The sequence below is a fragment of the Streptomyces sp. NPDC107517 genome (assembly GCF_055582645.1).
Window position 1 is genome coordinate 117,739 of sequence record NZ_JBVJPM010000017.1, and the last position, 16,177, is coordinate 133,915.

At 71.9% G+C, this 16,177-nt stretch carries 17 protein-coding genes; 8 read left to right on the forward strand and 9 right to left on the reverse strand.

Translation table 11 applies throughout. The features are described 5' to 3' along the window. Nucleotides 1-6: 6 nt before the first annotated feature. Together ACZ67T_RS31960 and ACZ67T_RS31965 are read right to left on the reverse strand one after the other, a co-directional pair. Nucleotides 7-642, reverse strand: coding sequence for a DedA family protein (locus ACZ67T_RS31960; RefSeq protein WP_469988534.1), 636 nt, complete (start codon nt 640-642; stop codon nt 7-9). A gap of 101 nt (nt 643-743) precedes the next feature. Continuing rightward, entirely contained in the window at nt 744-1,196 is a 453-nt protein-coding gene (locus ACZ67T_RS31965; protein WP_227293497.1) for a DUF4442 domain-containing protein, read from the reverse strand. Nucleotides 1,197-1,268: 72 nt separating this feature from the next. Here ACZ67T_RS31965 and ACZ67T_RS31970 point away from each other — a divergent pair, with 72 nt between their 5' ends. The 3 genes from ACZ67T_RS31970 to ACZ67T_RS31980 all read left to right on the forward strand — a co-directional run bounded on the left by ACZ67T_RS31970 (nt 1,269) and on the right by ACZ67T_RS31980 (nt 4,819). Further along, nucleotides 1,269-2,213 carry a DUF8017 domain-containing protein gene (locus ACZ67T_RS31970; protein WP_469988536.1) on the forward strand — a complete coding sequence of 315 codons (945 nt, stop codon included), beginning with the start codon at nt 1,269-1,271 and terminating at the stop codon, nt 2,211-2,213. Between the two features lie 95 nt (nt 2,214-2,308). After that, nucleotides 2,309-3,343 carry a DUF8017 domain-containing protein gene (locus tag ACZ67T_RS31975; protein ID WP_469988538.1) on the forward strand — a complete coding sequence of 345 codons (1,035 nt, stop codon included), beginning with the start codon at nt 2,309-2,311 and terminating at the stop codon, nt 3,341-3,343. A 171-nt stretch (nt 3,344-3,514) separates the two neighbouring features. Further along, a complete protein-coding gene (locus ACZ67T_RS31980) occupies nt 3,515-4,819 on the forward strand; it encodes an MFS transporter (RefSeq protein WP_469988539.1) in 1,305 nt (434 codons plus the stop codon). Here ACZ67T_RS31980 and ACZ67T_RS31985 read toward each other — a convergent pair. From ACZ67T_RS31985 to ACZ67T_RS32000, 4 genes are all read right to left on the reverse strand, one after another. Beyond that, on the reverse strand, nt 4,781-5,626 hold the full coding sequence (locus tag ACZ67T_RS31985) for a spermidine synthase (RefSeq protein WP_469988540.1): 846 nt from the start codon (nt 5,624-5,626) through the stop codon (nt 4,781-4,783). The two genes, ACZ67T_RS31980 and ACZ67T_RS31985, sit on opposite strands and share 39 nt — an antisense overlap. Nucleotides 5,627-5,689: 63 nt before the next feature. Next, the gene (locus tag ACZ67T_RS31990; protein WP_469988542.1) at nt 5,690-6,529 is read right to left on the reverse strand and encodes a patatin-like phospholipase family protein; all 840 of its coding nucleotides are present in this window, start codon (nt 6,527-6,529) and stop codon (nt 5,690-5,692) included. Nucleotides 6,530-6,617: 88 nt separating this feature from the next. Further along, the gene (tuf, locus tag ACZ67T_RS31995) at nt 6,618-7,796 is read right to left on the reverse strand and encodes an elongation factor Tu (protein WP_469988544.1); all 1,179 of its coding nucleotides are present in this window, start codon (nt 7,794-7,796) and stop codon (nt 6,618-6,620) included. A 315-nt stretch (nt 7,797-8,111) separates the two neighbouring features. Beyond that, complete coding sequence (locus ACZ67T_RS32000) at nt 8,112-8,816, reverse strand: DNA alkylation repair protein (protein ID WP_469988546.1); 705 nt, start codon at nt 8,814-8,816, stop codon at nt 8,112-8,114. A gap of 50 nt (nt 8,817-8,866) precedes the next feature. Here ACZ67T_RS32000 and ACZ67T_RS32005 point away from each other — a divergent pair, with 50 nt between their 5' ends. Continuing rightward, on the forward strand, nt 8,867-9,592 hold the full coding sequence (locus ACZ67T_RS32005; RefSeq protein WP_469988548.1) for a TVP38/TMEM64 family protein: 726 nt from the start codon (nt 8,867-8,869) through the stop codon (nt 9,590-9,592). 48 nt (nt 9,593-9,640) lie between these two features. Here ACZ67T_RS32005 and ACZ67T_RS32010 read toward each other — a convergent pair whose 3' ends face one another. After that, nucleotides 9,641-10,810 carry a thiolase family protein gene (locus ACZ67T_RS32010; protein ID WP_469988549.1) on the reverse strand — a complete coding sequence of 390 codons (1,170 nt, stop codon included), beginning with the start codon at nt 10,808-10,810 and terminating at the stop codon, nt 9,641-9,643. Between the two features lie 119 nt (nt 10,811-10,929). Between ACZ67T_RS32010 and ACZ67T_RS32015 the strand changes: the two genes are divergently transcribed. Together ACZ67T_RS32015 and ACZ67T_RS32020 are read left to right on the forward strand one after the other, a co-directional pair. Continuing rightward, nucleotides 10,930-11,400, forward strand: coding sequence for a winged helix-turn-helix transcriptional regulator (locus tag ACZ67T_RS32015; protein ID WP_469988551.1), 471 nt, complete (start codon nt 10,930-10,932; stop codon nt 11,398-11,400). A 193-nt stretch (nt 11,401-11,593) separates the two neighbouring features. Beyond that, nucleotides 11,594-12,469: an undecaprenyl-diphosphate phosphatase gene (locus ACZ67T_RS32020; protein ID WP_469988553.1), complete on the forward strand. Its 876-nt coding sequence runs from the start codon at nt 11,594-11,596 to the stop codon at nt 12,467-12,469. A 39-nt stretch (nt 12,470-12,508) separates the two neighbouring features. On the opposite strand, the gene ACZ67T_RS32025 is transcribed toward ACZ67T_RS32020, so the two are convergent. After that, the gene (locus ACZ67T_RS32025; RefSeq protein ID WP_469988555.1) at nt 12,509-14,134 is read right to left on the reverse strand and encodes a TROVE domain-containing protein; all 1,626 of its coding nucleotides are present in this window, start codon (nt 14,132-14,134) and stop codon (nt 12,509-12,511) included. A gap of 487 nt (nt 14,135-14,621) precedes the next feature. On the opposite strand from ACZ67T_RS32025, the gene ACZ67T_RS32030 reads away from it, so the two are divergent. Continuing rightward, complete coding sequence (locus tag ACZ67T_RS32030) at nt 14,622-14,798, forward strand: hypothetical protein (RefSeq protein WP_469988556.1); 177 nt, start codon at nt 14,622-14,624, stop codon at nt 14,796-14,798. 32 nt (nt 14,799-14,830) lie between these two features. On the opposite strand, the gene ACZ67T_RS32035 is transcribed toward ACZ67T_RS32030, so the two are convergent. Next, nucleotides 14,831-15,502, reverse strand: a complete 672-nt coding sequence (locus ACZ67T_RS32035) for a maleylpyruvate isomerase N-terminal domain-containing protein (RefSeq protein ID WP_469988558.1) — start codon at nt 15,500-15,502, stop codon at nt 14,831-14,833. Nucleotides 15,503-15,588: 86 nt separating this feature from the next. On the opposite strand from ACZ67T_RS32035, the gene ACZ67T_RS32040 reads away from it, so the two are divergent. Beyond that, nucleotides 15,589-16,113: a nuclear transport factor 2 family protein gene (locus ACZ67T_RS32040; protein WP_469988559.1), complete on the forward strand. Its 525-nt coding sequence runs from the start codon at nt 15,589-15,591 to the stop codon at nt 16,111-16,113. Nucleotides 16,114-16,177 lie beyond the last annotated feature (64 nt).

Sequence of the window (16,177 nt, forward strand, 5' to 3'; positions counted from 1 at the left end):
GCCTGGTCAGTCGGCGGCCGGGACGGGCTCCGCCTCGGCCGCGGCCTTCTTCGCCTTGCGCCTGACGATCAGCATGGAGGCCACGCCGATCAGCACGGCCGCGCCGAGCCCGTAGTACGAGAACCGCTTGAGCCAGTCCTCGGCGACCACGCCGATGTAGTAGATGACGGCGGTGGTGCCGCCGGCCCAGATGACGCCACCGAGGAAGTTCGCGATGAGGAACTTCCAGTACGGCATGTGCAGCACGCCCGCGAGCGGGCCCGCGAAGATGCGCAGCAGGGCGACGAAGCGGCCGAAGAAGACCGCCCACATGCCCCACTTCTCGAAGGAGCGCTCGGCGGTCGCGACATGGGCCTCGCCGAAGTGGCGCGGGAACTTGTTGCCCAGCCAGGCCAGCAGGGGGCGTCCGCCCTTGCGGCCGATGGCGTATCCGATGGAGTCGCCGATGACGGCTCCCGCGCTGGCGCAGGCTCCCAGGATGATCGGGTTGACGTCACCGTGCTGGGAGGACAGCAGCGCCGCGGAGACCAGGACGATCTCTCCCGGCAGCGGGATGCCCAGGCTCTCGAGGCCGATGACCCCGGCCACCAGGGCATAGATGGCGACCGCCGGTACCGTGTCGAGCCACTCCTGGACGTGCAACGCCGATTCCTCCCGTGTCGGTGGGCGTGTGCCCGGCGCGCGCTCCCCCGGGTGCGCACGCCGGCCAGCCTACCCGGTCGAGCAAAACGGAGATGTCCCGCTCAGCTGTTGGGGCGCAGCGTCCAGACGACCGTCATTTCCCCGGTCACCGCACCGTCGGCGCGCTGGATCGCGACCGTCACCGGGAACTCGGGGCGCTCCCCCGCGTCGAGCTCGGCGACGACGTCGGCGGCCGGGCGGCCGAGCGTGGCCGTCGCCGTGACGGGTCCCATGGCGAGCTTCTTGTACGCGATGTCGGCGCGCACCGCGAGCGGCACCGCCCGCGACAGCTGGTCCCCGAAGGCGGCGAGGACGATCGCGCCGCTCGCGGACTCGCCGAGCGTGAACATCGCTCCGGCGTGCGGGCCGCCGACGTGGTTGTGGTACTCGCTCTGGTCCGGCAGGGCCACCACGGCCTTCTCCGGGGTGGTCTCGAGGAATTCGATGTTCAGGGTCCGGGCCATCGGCACGGTGGCGGCGAGCATCTCGCCGATCGACATCTGTTCTGCGCTCATGCCGCGTGATGTTACCCACGAGTAGCGACCTTGGCCATACTCGGTCCCGCGGTGGCTCTATCGTTGCTCGCCATGTGGCCAGGAGAGCAGGGTCCCGGGGGCGAGCAGAACCCGCAGGGCCGCCAACCGAATCCGTACCAGCAGCCGAACCCGTATCCGCAGCCGTCCGGACAGCAGGTCTGGAACGCGCCCACGATGCCCGCCGGTTCACCCCAGCCGCCCGAACCCCCCAAGCGCGGACGGACGGCTCTCATCGCCGTCGTGGCCGCCGCCGTGGTCGTCGTCGCGTCCGTGGTCACCGGGGTCCTCGTCCTCGGCGGCGACAAGGACGACGACGCCGGACCCGGTCCCACGAAGTCCTCGGCAGCCGCGCCGAGCGCGACCGGCAACCCGCGCGCGGGCGGCGGCGTCCAGCCCACCGTGGACGGCTGGAAGACCGTGGTGAACAGCGACCACGGTCTCGCGTTCGACGTTCCCGCCACCTGGCTGGTGAAGTCGAACGGCTGGGTCAACTGGGTCTCCAAGGACGGCGACCCGCAGGAGAAGCCGCTCATCGCCATGAGCAACCCGGCGTTCCTCGACGAGAAGTGGTGCGTGTCCGACGACGACAAGGACGGCAACGAGGAGGAGTCCTCCCTCGGCGCGACCGGGTCGCGGGGCAACAACGGGGCCAGGAGCACCGAGGACGCCGCCACCAAGGACGCCACGATGTGGGTCTACGGCGCATACTCGCAGCCCGACAAGAAGAGCATCACCACGAAGCCGGCCCAGTCGTACACAACCGCGTCCGGCCTCAACGGCAGCCTGGTGACCGCCTCTTCGACGGGCGTCGGGCAGAAGAAGCACGGCAAGTGCTCCTCCGACGGCAAGGCCGCCGTGTTCGCCTTCAAGGACGCCGACGGCGACTTCGCGTCCTGGTCGTTCTTCGGTCCCACGGGCGTCAAGGGCGAGGTACCCGACGCCACGGTCCGGAAGATCCTCAGCACCGTGCGGCTCGTGGACGTCAGCGACTCCTGACACGCGGCGCGGCAACGAGGCCGCCGGCGAACCGTTGCACGTCCGGTACAGGGCGACGGTGCCGGCGGCTGCCGGGACCTCTATTGTTGGGCGCCATGTGGCCAGGACAGCAGCCGCCCGGGGGCGAGCAGAACCCGCAGGACCAGAACCCGTACCAGCAGCCGGGGTACCAGCAGCAGCCCAACCCCTACCAGCAGCCGGGTTACCAGCAGCCCAACCCGTATCAGCAGCAGCCCGGGCAGCAGCCTCCCGGACAGTGGGGCGCTCCCACCGTCCCGCTCGGCGCTCCCCAGCCGCCGAGCGGCAACGGCGGCGGCAACAAGACGAAGATCACCGCGATCGTCGCGGCCGCGGCGGTCGTGGTCGCCGCCGGCGTGACCGCGTTCCTCGTCCTCGGGGGTGACAAGGAGGACAAGGCGGACTCCAAGCCGTCCAAGTCCCCCACGAAGTCGGCCTCCAAGGACCCGAGCCCCGACGCGAGCGACGACGTCAATCCGCGCGACCCGTCGAACGCGCCGAAGGCCACCATCGAAGGCTGGCAGGTCGTCGTGAACCCCAAGTACGGGACCGCGTTCGACGTACCGGCCGACTGGGTCGTGAAGTCGGACGGTCTGATCACCGGCTTCGACGACGCGAAGGACGACGGCGCCAAGCCCCTCATCACCATGTCCGCACCCGCGTTCCTCAAAGAGAAGTGGTGCACGTCCGACGACGACAAGGACGGGAACGAGGACAGCAGCGCCCTCGCCGCCGCGGGCACCAAGGGGCAGAACGGCGCCAAGAACACCCAGGACGTCGCGCGCAACGACTCGGCGTGGTGGGTCTTCGGCGGCTACACCGACCAGAAGGACTCCTCGAAGAAGCTCCTGAAGATCGGTAAGCCGAAGGACTTCACGACCGCTTCCGGCGTCAAGGGCAGCGTGGCGACCACCACCTCGTCCGGTGTGCCGAAGACAGGCAAGTGCGACACGGACGGCACGGCCACCGTGTTCGCCTTCAAGAACTCCCAGGGCGACTTCGTCTCCTGGACGTTCTACGGCGCCAAGGGCGTGAAGGACGAGGTCCCCGACGCCACGGTGCAGAAGATCCTCAGCACCGTACGGCTCCAGGGCGACCCCAGCGTGGACTGAGCCGCACACGGCACAGCGTCCGGACCGCCCGGTGGAGGGCAGGCCGGACGCTGTCAGCGGCGTGCTGCGATCGGCGCGGGCACCGGAGCGACGCGCCGGTGACAGCCGGGTTCGGTGAGAGCGAAAGAATTCCGTTTGGCAAGTCGCGCCCCCTGCGGCGATAGTCCCTCAGTGAACTCTCCCGCCGTCTCCCCGCTCAGACCCCGCCGACCCGCGTGGGCGGGCCGCAACTACAGCCTGCTGGCGGTGGCGGCGTTCGTGACGACCCTCGGCAGCAACGGCGCGCTGATCGCGTCCGCCTTCGCGGTGCTCGAGACAGGGGGCGACGGCGGGGACGTCGGCCTCGTCGCCGCGTCACGCACCCTGACGCTCGTCCTGTTCCTGCTCGTCGGCGGCGCCGTCGCCGACCGGCTGCCGCGGCACCACGTGATGGTCGCGGCCAACGCGCTCAACTTCCTCTCCCAGGGCGCCTTCGCGCTGATCGTCCTGACCGGGACGCCCGAGCTGTGGCAGATGATGCTGCTCAGCGCGCTGGGTGGCACCGGGCAGGCCTTCTTCAACCCCGCCGCCGAAGGCATGCTGATGTCGTCGGTCGACCGGGAACAGGCGAGCCGCGCCTTCGCCCTCTTCCGGATGGCGATGTCGGGCGCGGCCGTGGGCGGCGCGGCGCTCGGCGGTGCGATGGTCGCGGCCATCGGGCCCGGCTGGGTACTCGCCGTGGACGCGGTGGCGTTCGCCGTCGCGGGGGCGCTGCGCTCGTTCCTCGACGTCAGCCATATCGCGCCGCGCGTGCCCGGCGGGGGCCTCCTCGCCGATATGCGGGACGGCTGGCAGGAGTTCATCGGCCGGCCGTGGCTGTGGAGCGTCGTCGCGCAGTTCTCCGTCGTGGTCGCGGTGGTCGGCGCCGCCGACGCGGTGTTCGGCCCGCTCGTCGCGCGCGACTCCCTCGGCGGACCGGGCCCCTGGGGGCTCGCCCTCGGCGCGTTCGGCGTCGGAACCGTCGCCGGGGCGTTCCTGATGACGCGGTGGAAGCCGCGGCGGCTGCTGCTCGCCGGAACCCTGTGCGTGTTCCCGCTGGCGCTGCCCTCGGCGGCGCTCGCGGTGCCTGTGCCGCTCGCCGTGCTGGTCTGCGTGATGTTCGTGAGCGGTGTGACGATCGAGGTGTTCAGCGTCTCCTGGATGACGGCGCTGCACCAGGAGATCCCGGAGGACAAGCTGTCCCGGGTCTCCGCGTACGACTGGTTCGGCTCCGTCGCGATGGTGCCGGTCGCGACGGCGCTCGCGGGCCCGGCGGAGGCCGCCTTCGGCCTGGCCCCGGCGCTGTGGGGCTGTGCGGCGCTCGTGGTCGTGGCGACGGGTGCGGTCCTGTTCGTGCCGGAGGTACGGCAGCTGACGCGCCGCCCCGACGCCGACAGGCAGCCCGCGCCGGAGCCGGTCTCAGCCGATGCCGAAGGAGCCGCCGGGCGGCTCGGGTGACGGCACCGCGTCCTCGTCCCGTACGGGCTGCGCGTCGCCGGTGAAACGGCGCAGCTGAGCGCCGTGCTCGACGCGGGCCGGGAACGCGTCGGCCGCGGCGCGGCGGGCGAGCGCCTGGATGTCGAGTTCCTCGTGGGAGGCCACGAGGACGGTGTTCCCGAAGCGCCTGCCGCGCAGCACGGCGGGCTCCGCGATCAGCGCGAGATGCTCGAACACTGCTGAGAACGTGGCGAGTTGGGAGCGGAGGAAGGCGAAGGGCGTGCCGTCCGCGAGGTTCGCCGCGTAGACGCCCGTGGGGCGCAGGACCCGCTCGGCGGCCTCCGCGTACGCGACGGTCGTCAGGTGGGCCGGGACGCGGGAGCCGCCGAAGACGTCCGCCACGAGTACGTCGGCGCTGTCGGCGTCGGCCGACTCCAGCCAGGTGCGGGCGTCGGCCCCGTGGACGGTGATCCCGGCGCCGTCGGGGACGGGCAGATGCTCGGCGACGAGGGCGAGCAGCCCGCGGTCCGCCTCGACCACGTCCTGACGTGAGCCGGGCCGCGTCGCCGCCGCGTAGCGGGGCAGGGTCAGCGCGCCACCGCCGAGATGCAGCACGTCGAGGGGCTTTCCGGGCTCGTCCGCACAGTCGAGGACATGCCCGAGCCGGCGTGCGTACTCGAATTCGAGGTGTTCCGGCGCGTCCAGATCCACGTAGGACTGCGGCGCCCCGTCGACCGTGAGCAGCCAGGCCCGGCGCCGGTCCACGTCGGGCATCAGTTTGGCGGTGCCGTGGTCGACGGTCCTGGTCACGGGTATCGGCTCATCCACGCCGTCCATTGTGCCGGGCGGTGGAGGTGGCGGACGCCGCGCGGCATGCGCCACCCGCCTTCCTCAGCCCCACACCTCCGTCACCCCCGCCACATGCGCCGTCGCCTGTTCCCGGCCCGCTCGGGCCGACGGGGCACGGTGGGCCGGGTCGAGGCTGTTGTGGCCCATGGCCTTTCTGGTGGTGCGGTCCGGGGTGATGAGGGTGACCCTCGCCCCGCCCTCGGTGAGGCGTTCCGCCTGGGTGCGGGCCGATTCGAGGGTGCCGCCGCCCGCCGCGATCGGGGCGATGATCACGACGCGGTCGTGGCCTTCGGCGAGGTTCGCGTTGGCCGGGGAGCGGACCCCGCCGTCGATCCAGCGGCTGTCCTCGAACGTGACCGGCGGCCAGACGCCCGGCACGGCGCAGCTGGCCGCGACGGCGTCGACCAGGCCGACGCCGCTGCCCCGGTCGAGGACACGGAACTCGCCGGTCGTCGCCCGCACCGCCGTCACCAGGAACGGCCGCTCGGGCCAGCTGTGCGAGACGAGCCGCCCCGCGATGACCGCGCGGCGCGTCGCCTCGTCCGGGGTGTCGGCGGCCAGCGCGATGTGCCCCGCCTTGCGGCCGAAGTCCTCGGGGGTACGGGAGGTGAGCGCGGCGCGGGCGTGGCGGAGGGTGGCGGCCGGACTCAGATGCCCGGGGATCTCCCCCACGGGTGCGGCGAGTTGGCGCTCGTACAGCTCGGCGGGGGTGAGTCTGCCGGAGGTGAGCTGGGCGCCGACGGCGGATCCCGCGGAGGTGCCGATCACGGTGTCGGCGTCCCACAGATCGGCACCGGCCGCGGCGAGGCCGTGGAGGATTCCACAGATCCAGCCGATGCCGGAGAGGCCGCCGCCCCCGAGTACGAGTGCCCTGCCCGCCACGTGAGACCTCCTTGCCGGCGCCGGCGTCCAGTGTGGCCGACGTGCGACCGCCCGCCTCCCGCGGGGTGCGGGAGGCGGGCGGTGCGGTTCACCCGACGGAGCTGACGGTGCCCGCGCCGACGGTGCGCCCGCCCTCGCGGATCGCGAAGCCGAGGCCCGCCTCCAGGGGCGTGTCACGGCCGAGCTCGACCGTCATCGTGACGGTGTCCCCGGGCCGGGCGACAGCGGTCTCGCCGAGGTCGACGTCGCCGACGACGTCCGCGGTCCGCAGGTAGAACTGCGGGCGGTAGCCGGTGGCGACCGGTGTCGTCCGGCCGCCCTCGGCCGCCGAGAGGACGTACACCTGGGCCGTGAAGCGGCGGCTCGGGCTGACGCTGGCGGGGGCCGCGACGACGTCACCGCGGCGGACCGCGTCGCGGGGCACGCCGCGCAGCAGCAGCGCCACGTTGTCCCCGGCCTGCGCCTCCTCCATGGGCTTGCCGAAGGTCTCCAGGCCGGTGACCACGGTCGCCGCCGCGTCGGTGTCCGCGCCGAAGATCTCGACGCGGTCGCCGACGCGCACCCTGCCGCGCTCGACCGCCCCGGTGACGACCGTGCCGCGCCCGGTGATGGTGAGCACGTTCTCCACCGGCAACAGGAACGGCGCGTCCACGTACCGCTCGGGCATGGGCACATACGTGTCCACGGCGTCGAGCAGCGCGTCGATCGCCGCGGTCCAACGGGGGTCGCCCTCAAGGGCCTTGAGCCCGGAGACCCGCACCACGGGGACCGAGTCGCCGCCGTACCCGTGCGCGGAGAGCAGCTCGCGGACCTCCAGCTCGACGAGGTCGGTGAGCTCCTCGTCCCCCGCGTCCGCCTTGTTCAGCGCGACGACGATGTGGTCGACGCCGACCTGGCGGGCGAGCAGGACGTGCTCGGCGGTCTGCGGCATGATCCCGTCGAGCGCGGAGACGACGAGGATCGCCCCGTCGAGCTGCGCGGCCCCGGTGACCATGTTCTTGACGTAGTCGGCGTGGCCGGGCATGTCGACGTGCGCGTAGTGGCGGGTGTCGGTCTCGTACTCGACGTGCGCGATGTTGATGGTGATGCCGCGGGCCGCCTCCTCCGGGGCGCGGTCGATGCGGTCGAAGGGCACGAACGTGCCGGCGCCGCGCTCCGCGAGGACCTTGGTGATGGCGGCGGTGAGGGTCGTCTTGCCGTGGTCGACGTGGCCCATGGTGCCGATGTTGAGGTGCGGCTTGGTGCGCACGTATGCCGTCTTGGGCATGACTGGGTGGTTCCTCCCGGAACGTGTTCCTCAACGGAACAGGGTGTGGTGGCCTCCTTGATGAGGCGGGGACCCCGGAGTCCTACCGACCCTCCCCCTGCGGGGTCCGCCGGAATGTCCGGAGAGGGTCAGCTTCGGGCGCCGTCTGCTGCGGCGGCCAGGAAGACGGCAGCCTTCGCAGCGTCCGCGACTGCGGACGTGGCTGCGGGGAAGGCGTGCCGGAACATGACGCCGATCATTGCCTACGGAACGGCGCAGGTCGAATGGTTTTCCGGCGGGCCGCCCGGCCCCGTCTCCCGTGGGGCGCAGGGGAGTTCAGGGTCCGATGTTCTTCAGGGCCTCGCGCACCGACAGGGGCGCGAGCCGGTCCCGATGGGCGGCGACGAAGGAACGTACGGCATCGGGGTCGGTCTTCGCGTACTCACGCAGGCACCAGCCGATGGCCTTGCGGATGAAGAAGTCGGGGTGCGGGGCCTGGCGCAGGCAGTAGCCGAAGAGGCGCTCCGTGTCGGTCGTCTCCTTGCGGCGGAGCTGGTGCAGGAGCGCGGTGCGGGCGATCCACAGATCGTCGTCCTCGATCCACGCGTCCATGTCCTTGCCCAGGCGCGGGTCGGCCGCGACGAGCGCGCCGACGACGTGCGCGGCGAGCAGGTCGACGGTGTCCCACCACGGGACCGTCGACACCAGGTGCCGGGCGACGGGCAGGAAGCCGGACGAACAGCGGCCCGCGTACCTGCGCAGGTAGTCGACCGCGAAGTACGCGTACTCGCGCTCGGGCAGTTCCCAGCAGCGCAGCGCGAGCGCGGTGCAGTCGGCCTCGTCCGGGCGCGGGGTCCCGGCCAGGACGGTGCGCGAGAGCGCGCGGCGGACGGGGGTGGTGAGACCGAGGAAGGGGGCCACGTCCTTCATGTACGCGCGCATCTGCCCGGCCCGCTCGGGGTCGGCCGCCGTGGGGTACACGGAGGTGAGCCGCTCCAGCAGAGTGTCGGCCGGCGCGCTGCGCGGGACTGTGACGGTCATGCGACACAACCCTACGGCGAACATACATATGGGTCGGTTAGTCTCCCCGGATGCCCGACACCGTCGCGACACGTCCCGAGGGACTCGCCGCCGCCCGGCCGGCGGGCCTTGCCCTGCGCTGCACGAGAGTTCTGCTGTCCCCATGGGCCCGACTGTCGCTCCTGGTCGCGCTGCTCGCCGCGGGCGGGGCGACGGTGTTGCTCCTGGAGCCCCAGAAACTGCTCGCGCACGGCTGGCCGCCCCAGATGAGCGGCGCCGCCGCGGTCGTCCTGTTCGGTGTCGCGTACGGCCTGTGCACGGTGCCCTTCGTGCCGCGGCCGCTCCTCAACCTCGCGGCGGGTGCGCTGTTCGGTTCGCAGCTCGGCACTCTCGCGGCCCTCGGCGGGACCGTGCTCGGCGCCGGGGTGGCGTTCGGGCTCGGCCGGGTGCTCGGTCAGGAGGCGCTGCGGCCCCTCGTTCGCGGCCGCTGGCTGAAGGCGGCCGACGGGCAGCTCAGCCGGCACGGCTTCCGGTCGATGCTGGCGGCACGGCTGTTCCCGGGGGTGCCGTTCTGGGCGGCCAACTACTGCGCCGCGGTCTCGCGGATGCGGTGGGCGCCTTTCCTTCTCGCCACGGCGATCGGCTCGGTCCCGAACACGGTGGCCTACGTCGTCGCCGGGGCCAGGGCCTCGACGCCGACGTCGCCCGTGTTCCTGATCGCGATGGGTTTCATCGCGCTGACCGGCCTCGCGGGCGCGGTGGTCGCGTGGTGCAAGCGCGACCGCCTCCGCGGCTGACGCACCCCTGGAAAGCCACTCCCTCCCCCGCTGACGCGCCCTGGAGATTCAGAGCGCTTCCAGGACGGTCGCGTTGGCGAGCCCGCCCGCCTCGCACATGGTCTGGAGTGCGTAGCGTGCGCCGCGGGCGCGCATCGCGTGGACCAGGGTGGTCATCAGACGGGTGCCGCTCGCGCCGAGCGGGTGGCCGAGTGCGATGGCGCCACCGTGCACGTTCAGCTTCGCCGGGTCGACGCCGGTCTCCTGGAGCCAGGCGAGGACGACGGCCGCGAATGCCTCGTTGACCTCGAAGAGGTCGATGTCGGCCGGCGCGAGACCCGCCTTGCGCAGCACCTTCTCGGTGGCGGGGATGACGCCGGTGAGCATCAGAAGCGGGTCCGAGCCGGTGACGGCGAAGCTGTGGAGACGGGCGAGCGGGCGCAGGCCGAGGCGGGCCGCGTTCTCACTCGTGGTGACGAGGACGGCGGAGGCGCCGTCGTTGATGGGGCTCGCGTTGCCGGCGGTCACCGACCAGTCGATCTGCGGGAACCGCTCACCGAAGTGCGGGTCGTAGTAGGCGGGCTCGAGCCCGGCGAGGATCTCGGCCGTGGTGCCGGGGCGCACGGACTCGTCGCGGGTGACGCCTTCGAGGGGCGCGACCTCGGCGTCGAAGAGCCCGTTCGCCCAGGCCTGGGCGGCCTTGCGGTGCGACTCGACGGCGTAGGCGTCCATCGCCTCCCGGGAGAGTGACCACTTGGCGGCGATCAGTTCGGCGCTGACGCCCTGCGGGACCAGACCTTCCGGGTAGCGCTCGGCGACGCCGGGACCGAACGGGTCGGCGCCCTCGGGCACGTTCGACCACATCGGTACGCGGCTCATGGACTCCACGCCACCGGCGATGACCATGTCGTAGGCGCCGGAGATCACGCCCTGCGCGGCGAAGTGCACGGCCTGCTGGGACGAGCCGCACTGGCGGTCCACGGTCGTGGCGGGCACGGACTCCGGGAAGCCCGCCGACAGGACGGCGTACCGGGTGGTGTTCATGGCCTGCTCGGCGACCTGGTCGACGGTGCCGCCGATGACGTCGTCGATCTGCGCGGGATCGATCCCGGCGCGCCCGACGAGGGTGCGCAGGGTGTGGGCGAGGAGTTCGACGGGGTGGACATGTGCGAGCGCCCCGTTCGGCTTGCCCTTGCCGACGGGGGTGCGTACGGCTTCGACGATGACTGCGTCACGCATGGTGCGGGCCTCCTTGGCCGACGGGTCGGTGCCCGGCACCGATTACCAGTGAGTAGGAAAACTGAACCCACCATAGCCCCGTAGGTTGGAAAAGCAAACCCTCGCTTAGACTGATGCGCATGCCAGCTGCCAAGGACCCGCGCCCCTGCTCGATCGCCGACGCGCTGGCCGTGGTGGGTGAGAAGTACTCGCTCCTGGTCCTGCGCGAGGTGTGCCTCGGCAACGGACGCTTCGACCAGCTGGTGCGCAACATCGGAGCGCCGCGCGACATCCTTGCGACGCGCCTGCGCCGCCTCGTCGACGCCGGCGTCCTCAAGAAGGTCGCCTACCAGGAGCGGCCGCAGCGCTTCGAGTACCGGCCCACCACGGCGGGGCTCGAACTGGAACCGGTCCTCATGACCCTCATGGCGTGGGGCGACCGTCATCTGCGCGACGACGGCGACCGCCCGATGGTGATCGAGCACACCTGTGGCAATGAACTGGTCCCCGTCGTGACCTGCTCCGCATGCGGCGGCTCCGTCCACCACGAGGACCTGAGCGCCCATCCCCAGGCCCCGGGCTGGACCAAGGCGGGACCGGCCGCGGCGTAGCTGCCGCCCGCATGGAGAGGCCCTCTCGTCGTCTCTTCATACAAGGGCGCTACGCTGCCCCACGGCGGGCGCCTTCCATTTCCGTACCCCTTGACCAGTACGGCCTCGCCCGTCCGTCCTTCCTTTCTCCGTGTCCGCCTCTGGCCTGCGCGTCTGCGGTCAGCTCACGTCAGCACTTGGATCGCGTAACTTCATGTCTTGGTTCGAATCATTCATCCTCGGACTCGTCCAGGGGCTGACCGAGTTCCTGCCCATCTCGTCGAGCGCGCATCTGCGGCTGACCGCGGCCTTCGCGGGCTGGCACGACCCGGGAGCCGCGTTCACGGCGATCACCCAGCTCGGCACGGAGACGGCGGTGGTGATCTACTTCCGCAAGGACATCGCGCGGATCATCTCCGCGTGGTTCCGCTCCCTCACGAACAAGGCGCTGCGCAGCGACCACGACGCGCAGATGGGCTGGCTCGTGATCGTGGGATCGATTCCGATCGGCGTGCTCGGTGTCGCGTTCAAGGACCAGATCGAGGGCCCGTTCCGCGATCTGCGGCTGACCGCGACGACCCTCATCGTGATGGGCATCGTCCTCGGCGTCGCGGACCGTCTCGCCGCGCGCGACGAGGTCGGCGGCAAGCACCGCGCGGTGCGGGAGCGCAAGGGCCTCAAGGATCTGAGCGTCAAGGACGGCCTGATCTACGGCGTCTGCCAGGCCATGGCCCTGATCCCCGGAGTCTCGCGCTCCGGCGCGACCATCAGCGGCGGTCTCCTCATGGGGTACACCCGTGAGGCCGCGGCCCGCTACTCGTTCCTCCTCGCGATCCCCGCGGTCCTCGCCTCCGGCGTCTTCGAGCTGAAGGACGCCGGCGCGGACGGGTCCGTCTCCTGGGGTCCGACCGCCTTCGCGACGGTCATCGCCTTCGGCGTCGGGTACGCGGTCATCGCCTGGTTCATGAAGTTCATCTCGACCAAGAGCTTCATGCCGTTCGTCTACTACCGGATCCTGCTCGGCATCGTGCTGATCGCGCTGGTGACGGCGGGCGTCCTGAGCCCGCACGCGGGGGAGTCGGCGGGCTGACCCGTCCGGCCTGCGCCGGACGGGCCCCGCGCCACTTCCCTACGTCGGCTGCGCCTCCCACGGCCAGCGCGCGTCGCCGCCCCGCTCGACGAGCGGGATCAGGCGGAACGCCTGGTCCGTGAGGCCACCGAAGGCGTGCCGGTTCGCGCTCCCCGAAGGGCTCGCGCCCACCTTGTATCCGGCCATGTTCCACATGTGGACCGGCACGTCCCTCGGCACGAGCGCGTCGATCTCGGTCTCGGCCATGCCGCCGAAGCCCTCGGCGTTCGACGGGAACCAGCCGGGCCGGGTCTGCTCGTCGGTGACGACGACCACACGGTCGTGCCCGCAGAAGTGCTTCTTCACCGCGGTCGGGATGTCGGTGCCGGAGATCTGCCCGAACCTCTCGACGAGCCGCAGCACACTGCCGCCCCTCCGGAAGTTCAGACGCCGGCTCTCCATCCCGAACTCGACGAGCGTCGGCAGCTCCGCGCGCATCGCGAGCGCGGCGCCGAACACCGCCGCCTGCTCGGCGAGCGGGATGTCCGAGCGGTGCGGCGTCGACCATGCGCAACCGGGGAACATCGACGGCGACCGGTCCACCAGGATCAGCGAACGGCCGGGCAGCGCCGGCACACCGGCCAGCGAGTGCGCGAGCGCCCGCTCCAGTGCGTGCCCCCAGCGCAGCGACGGGGCGTGCTTGTACGCGGCCCAGAAGCGGAACGGGAACATGCGCGAGCGGCGCACCTCCTCCGGGTCGGCGAACCGCGCCGCCACCCGCTCCGCGACCTCGTCCGAGACGCCGGCCTCGTCGAAGTTGCGCAGGTTCCGCGCGAGAGCCATCAGCCCCATGGACGGGATGACCGCCTCCCACGCCGCCGCGTCCATCGGCCGCTGCAGCCACCCCGCCAGGGACTCCCAGGTCATGGCCGCCTCGGCGAGCCGGCCGGTGTCCGCGGTGAGCAGCGCGTGGCGCTCCTCCACCGGTACGCGCATCAGCCGCTCGCGGGCGCGCAGGGTACGCAGCCGGTCCGGGATCTCCTCGGCGTTGCCGTGCCGGCGGTCGAGGGCGTGCTGGAACAGGTCGCCCTGCCACGGCTTGTCGGCGGCGGGCGCCGGGTGCGCGAGATTGAGGACGTCACCGAACCGGTACCCCTTGGAGTCGGTGTCGTACTTGAGGAGCGAGCGCTCGCTGTAGAGCCGCTGGACGGCGTCGGCGATGCCGCGCTTCACCGGCTTCGGCAGGCGCCGCCCGTACCGCGAGGTCCAGTAGCCGAGCAGCTCGCCCGGCTCGTCGGCGCGCTGGAGGACGCTGTCGACGGCCTGACGGGAGTGGCCGGGCTCGCCCGCGTCGATGCGGGCCTTGACGAACTCGGCGGCTCCGACGAGCGCGGCGGTCCGCATGTTCCCCTCGCCGCGCAACCAGCCGAGCAGGCCCGCGGTCCACTCCGGGTCCTCGACGGCGAGCTGCCGTACGAGGGTGCTGTACCGGTCGTCGCGGTCGTCCGCGGACTCGTAGAAGGCGCCCGTGGCGACGAGGTTCGAGACGGCGAGCAGGAACAGTTCGCTGCGCGCGTCGCGCAGGTATCCGGTCGCGCCCTCGTACGTGCGCGCTCTCCCGCCCGTCACGGTGGCGATCGGCGACCGGCCCACCGGGCGGGTGCCGCGGGTGTTGAAGCGTGCCATGAGGCGGCCCCTCTCTGTGGAGGGGAAGCACCGCGTGCGGGCACACCGGATCGGGGCGCGGCCCTGCTGGGTGCCTCCCGAGATCAAGTCGGCCCGCGGCGTGCGTTCATGAGAAGAAGCAGCCGCGGGCCCGCGCACCGGGAGGTGCGTGACGTGTGCTGCCCAGAGATCAAGATCGGTGCAGGTACAAGGTGCTCTGCCGACTGAGCTACGCCGGCCCGGAGCCGACGACGGGACTCGAACCCGCGACCACCCCATTAACAGTGGAAGTAACCCGCTCCTTCGCACCTGGGCACGCCGCAACTGTAGTGACGGGACGCGACGCTGCCACCTGGTTTTCCGCCGGGCCGGACCCAGCGTGATCCGCCCCTCTCCGACCGCCCCCGCCAGGGGCCGGCAGCCAACTGGGCACTGTCGAGGATCACTTGGCGAATATGTTCCGTCGCTCAGGGTTCCCAGTGGGCGGCGCGCACCCTAGCCTTACCGCATGCCGCTTGAGTGTTCGGGTTCCGCGCGGTCTGCCGAGGAAGTCAACGAGCAGATCCGCGGATTGTGGTTGCGCGCGGGTGGCCGGCTCTCCACCGAGCAGCGCGCTCAGTACGCACGGCTCGTCACCGAGTGGGCGGTCGCGGTCCGCACGGAGGTCGTCGAGGCCGCTGCCTGACGCCCTGTCAATTCCCAGCCCGGCCGGCCCCGTCAGTCGGCTGGTCGGCCCTGTCCGTCTGCCTGTGGACGGACTTCGGCGTTCCAGCGCCACGACGTGAGCCGCTCCCTGCCGGGCAGTTCACCGCGTCCCGTCGCCCACAGCAACGTACGCCAGGGGTCGTCACCCCGCGGCGCGTCGGGGAACAGCCGGGCGAGTGCCCTGGCGCAGAGGCCGGCCGGCGGGGTCCAGCCGAGGCCGAGGCCCTCGGCGATGTCCTGCGTGTGGACGAGGGTCTCCACGACGCCCATCGCGCCGAAGCCCGCGGGGTCCGAGAGGCCGAACACATGGTGGGCGCGGGTCTCGGGCGCGGCCGTCCGCACCATCGCGACCAGCAGGGCGCCGCTCGCGTCGATCACCTGGAGCAGTCCCGCGGGGCCTGCGTCGCGCTGCGCGAAGACGACGTTCGCGGGACCGCCCGGCCTGCGGCGCGTCCAGTCGAACGGCACCTCGACGTCCAACGGCGGCTTCGACGGACCGAGTTGGGCCGCGTACGCGAACAGGTCGTCGGCCAGATGCTCGGCCGTCTCCCAGCAGTCCCACTCCAGCGAGCCGGCCCTGACGCTCCAGTCGGCGGCCGGCGCCCCGCCGAAGGTGTCCAGCGCGAGCCGCACGGAGTGCGCGAGGTCGTCGGCGGCGGTCTGTGAGGCACTCTCTGGGGACATGCCGAGAAGGTACCAATGATCACTGTCGCGGTCTCTCCCCCGTCACGCCCCTTGGATCTGCGGTTCCGGTACCCAAGACTGGCTCAATGACACAGCGCGTAGAACTCGCCACCGTGATGGACCGACTCGCCATCGAGGAGCTGATCACCGACTACGCGGTGTCCGTGGACGACGGGGACTGGACGGCGTACCGCGGACTCTTCAGTCCGGACGGGCGCGCCGACTACCGGCGGGCCGGCGGCATCGAGGGCAGCGCGGCCGAGATCACCGAGTGGCTGACCCGGACGATGGAGCTGTTCCCGATGCGCCAGCACCTGATCGTCAACCGGCGCCTGCGGTTCGGGCGCCTCGACAACGACACCGGCGACACGGCCGAGGTGCGGGCCGACTACATCAACCCGATGCGGTTCGCCGGCTACGGCGCGGGGACCGCGGGTGATGCGCCCTCGAACGCTCCCTCGGGTGCTCCCACCGGCGCGCCCGACTTCGTGTGCGGCGGCCGCTACGCCTTCGCCCTCGTGCGGACGCGCTCCGGCTGGCGGCTGCGCGGGGTGACGGTGCACGAGAAGTGGCGCCGCACGGAGGGCGCCGCGGCGGCCACCACGCGCTGACGCGACCGCCCCCGATGCCCACTGTCAAAGATCGTCCCCGGCGCGCACACTGAAAGCACGTACC

Excerpts from the sequence above, each read along its gene's own strand:
- tuf (WP_469988544.1), bottom strand. The coding sequence starts at position 7,796 with ATGCCCAAGACGGCATACGTGCGCACCAAGCCGCACCTCAACATCGGC.
- ACZ67T_RS32025 (WP_469988555.1), bottom strand. The coding sequence starts at position 14,134 with ATGGCACGCTTCAACACCCGCGGCACCCGCCCGGTGGGCCGGTCGCCG.
- ACZ67T_RS32030 (WP_469988556.1), top strand. The coding sequence starts at position 14,622 with ATGCCGCTTGAGTGTTCGGGTTCCGCGCGGTCTGCCGAGGAAGTCAAC.
- ACZ67T_RS32010 (WP_469988549.1), bottom strand. The coding sequence starts at position 10,810 with ATGCGTGACGCAGTCATCGTCGAAGCCGTACGCACCCCCGTCGGCAAG.
- ACZ67T_RS32015 (WP_469988551.1), top strand. The coding sequence starts at position 10,930 with ATGCCAGCTGCCAAGGACCCGCGCCCCTGCTCGATCGCCGACGCGCTG.
- ACZ67T_RS31975 (WP_469988538.1), top strand. The coding sequence starts at position 2,309 with ATGTGGCCAGGACAGCAGCCGCCCGGGGGCGAGCAGAACCCGCAGGAC.
- ACZ67T_RS31970 (WP_469988536.1), top strand. The coding sequence starts at position 1,269 with ATGTGGCCAGGAGAGCAGGGTCCCGGGGGCGAGCAGAACCCGCAGGGC.
- ACZ67T_RS31965 (WP_227293497.1), bottom strand. The coding sequence starts at position 1,196 with ATGAGCGCAGAACAGATGTCGATCGGCGAGATGCTCGCCGCCACCGTG.
- ACZ67T_RS32035 (WP_469988558.1), bottom strand. The coding sequence starts at position 15,502 with ATGTCCCCAGAGAGTGCCTCACAGACCGCCGCCGACGACCTCGCGCAC.
- ACZ67T_RS32005 (WP_469988548.1), top strand. The coding sequence starts at position 8,867 with ATGCCCGACACCGTCGCGACACGTCCCGAGGGACTCGCCGCCGCCCGG.
- ACZ67T_RS32000 (WP_469988546.1), bottom strand. The coding sequence starts at position 8,816 with ATGACCGTCACAGTCCCGCGCAGCGCGCCGGCCGACACTCTGCTGGAG.
- ACZ67T_RS32040 (WP_469988559.1), top strand. The coding sequence starts at position 15,589 with ATGACACAGCGCGTAGAACTCGCCACCGTGATGGACCGACTCGCCATC.
- ACZ67T_RS32020 (WP_469988553.1), top strand. The coding sequence starts at position 11,594 with ATGTCTTGGTTCGAATCATTCATCCTCGGACTCGTCCAGGGGCTGACC.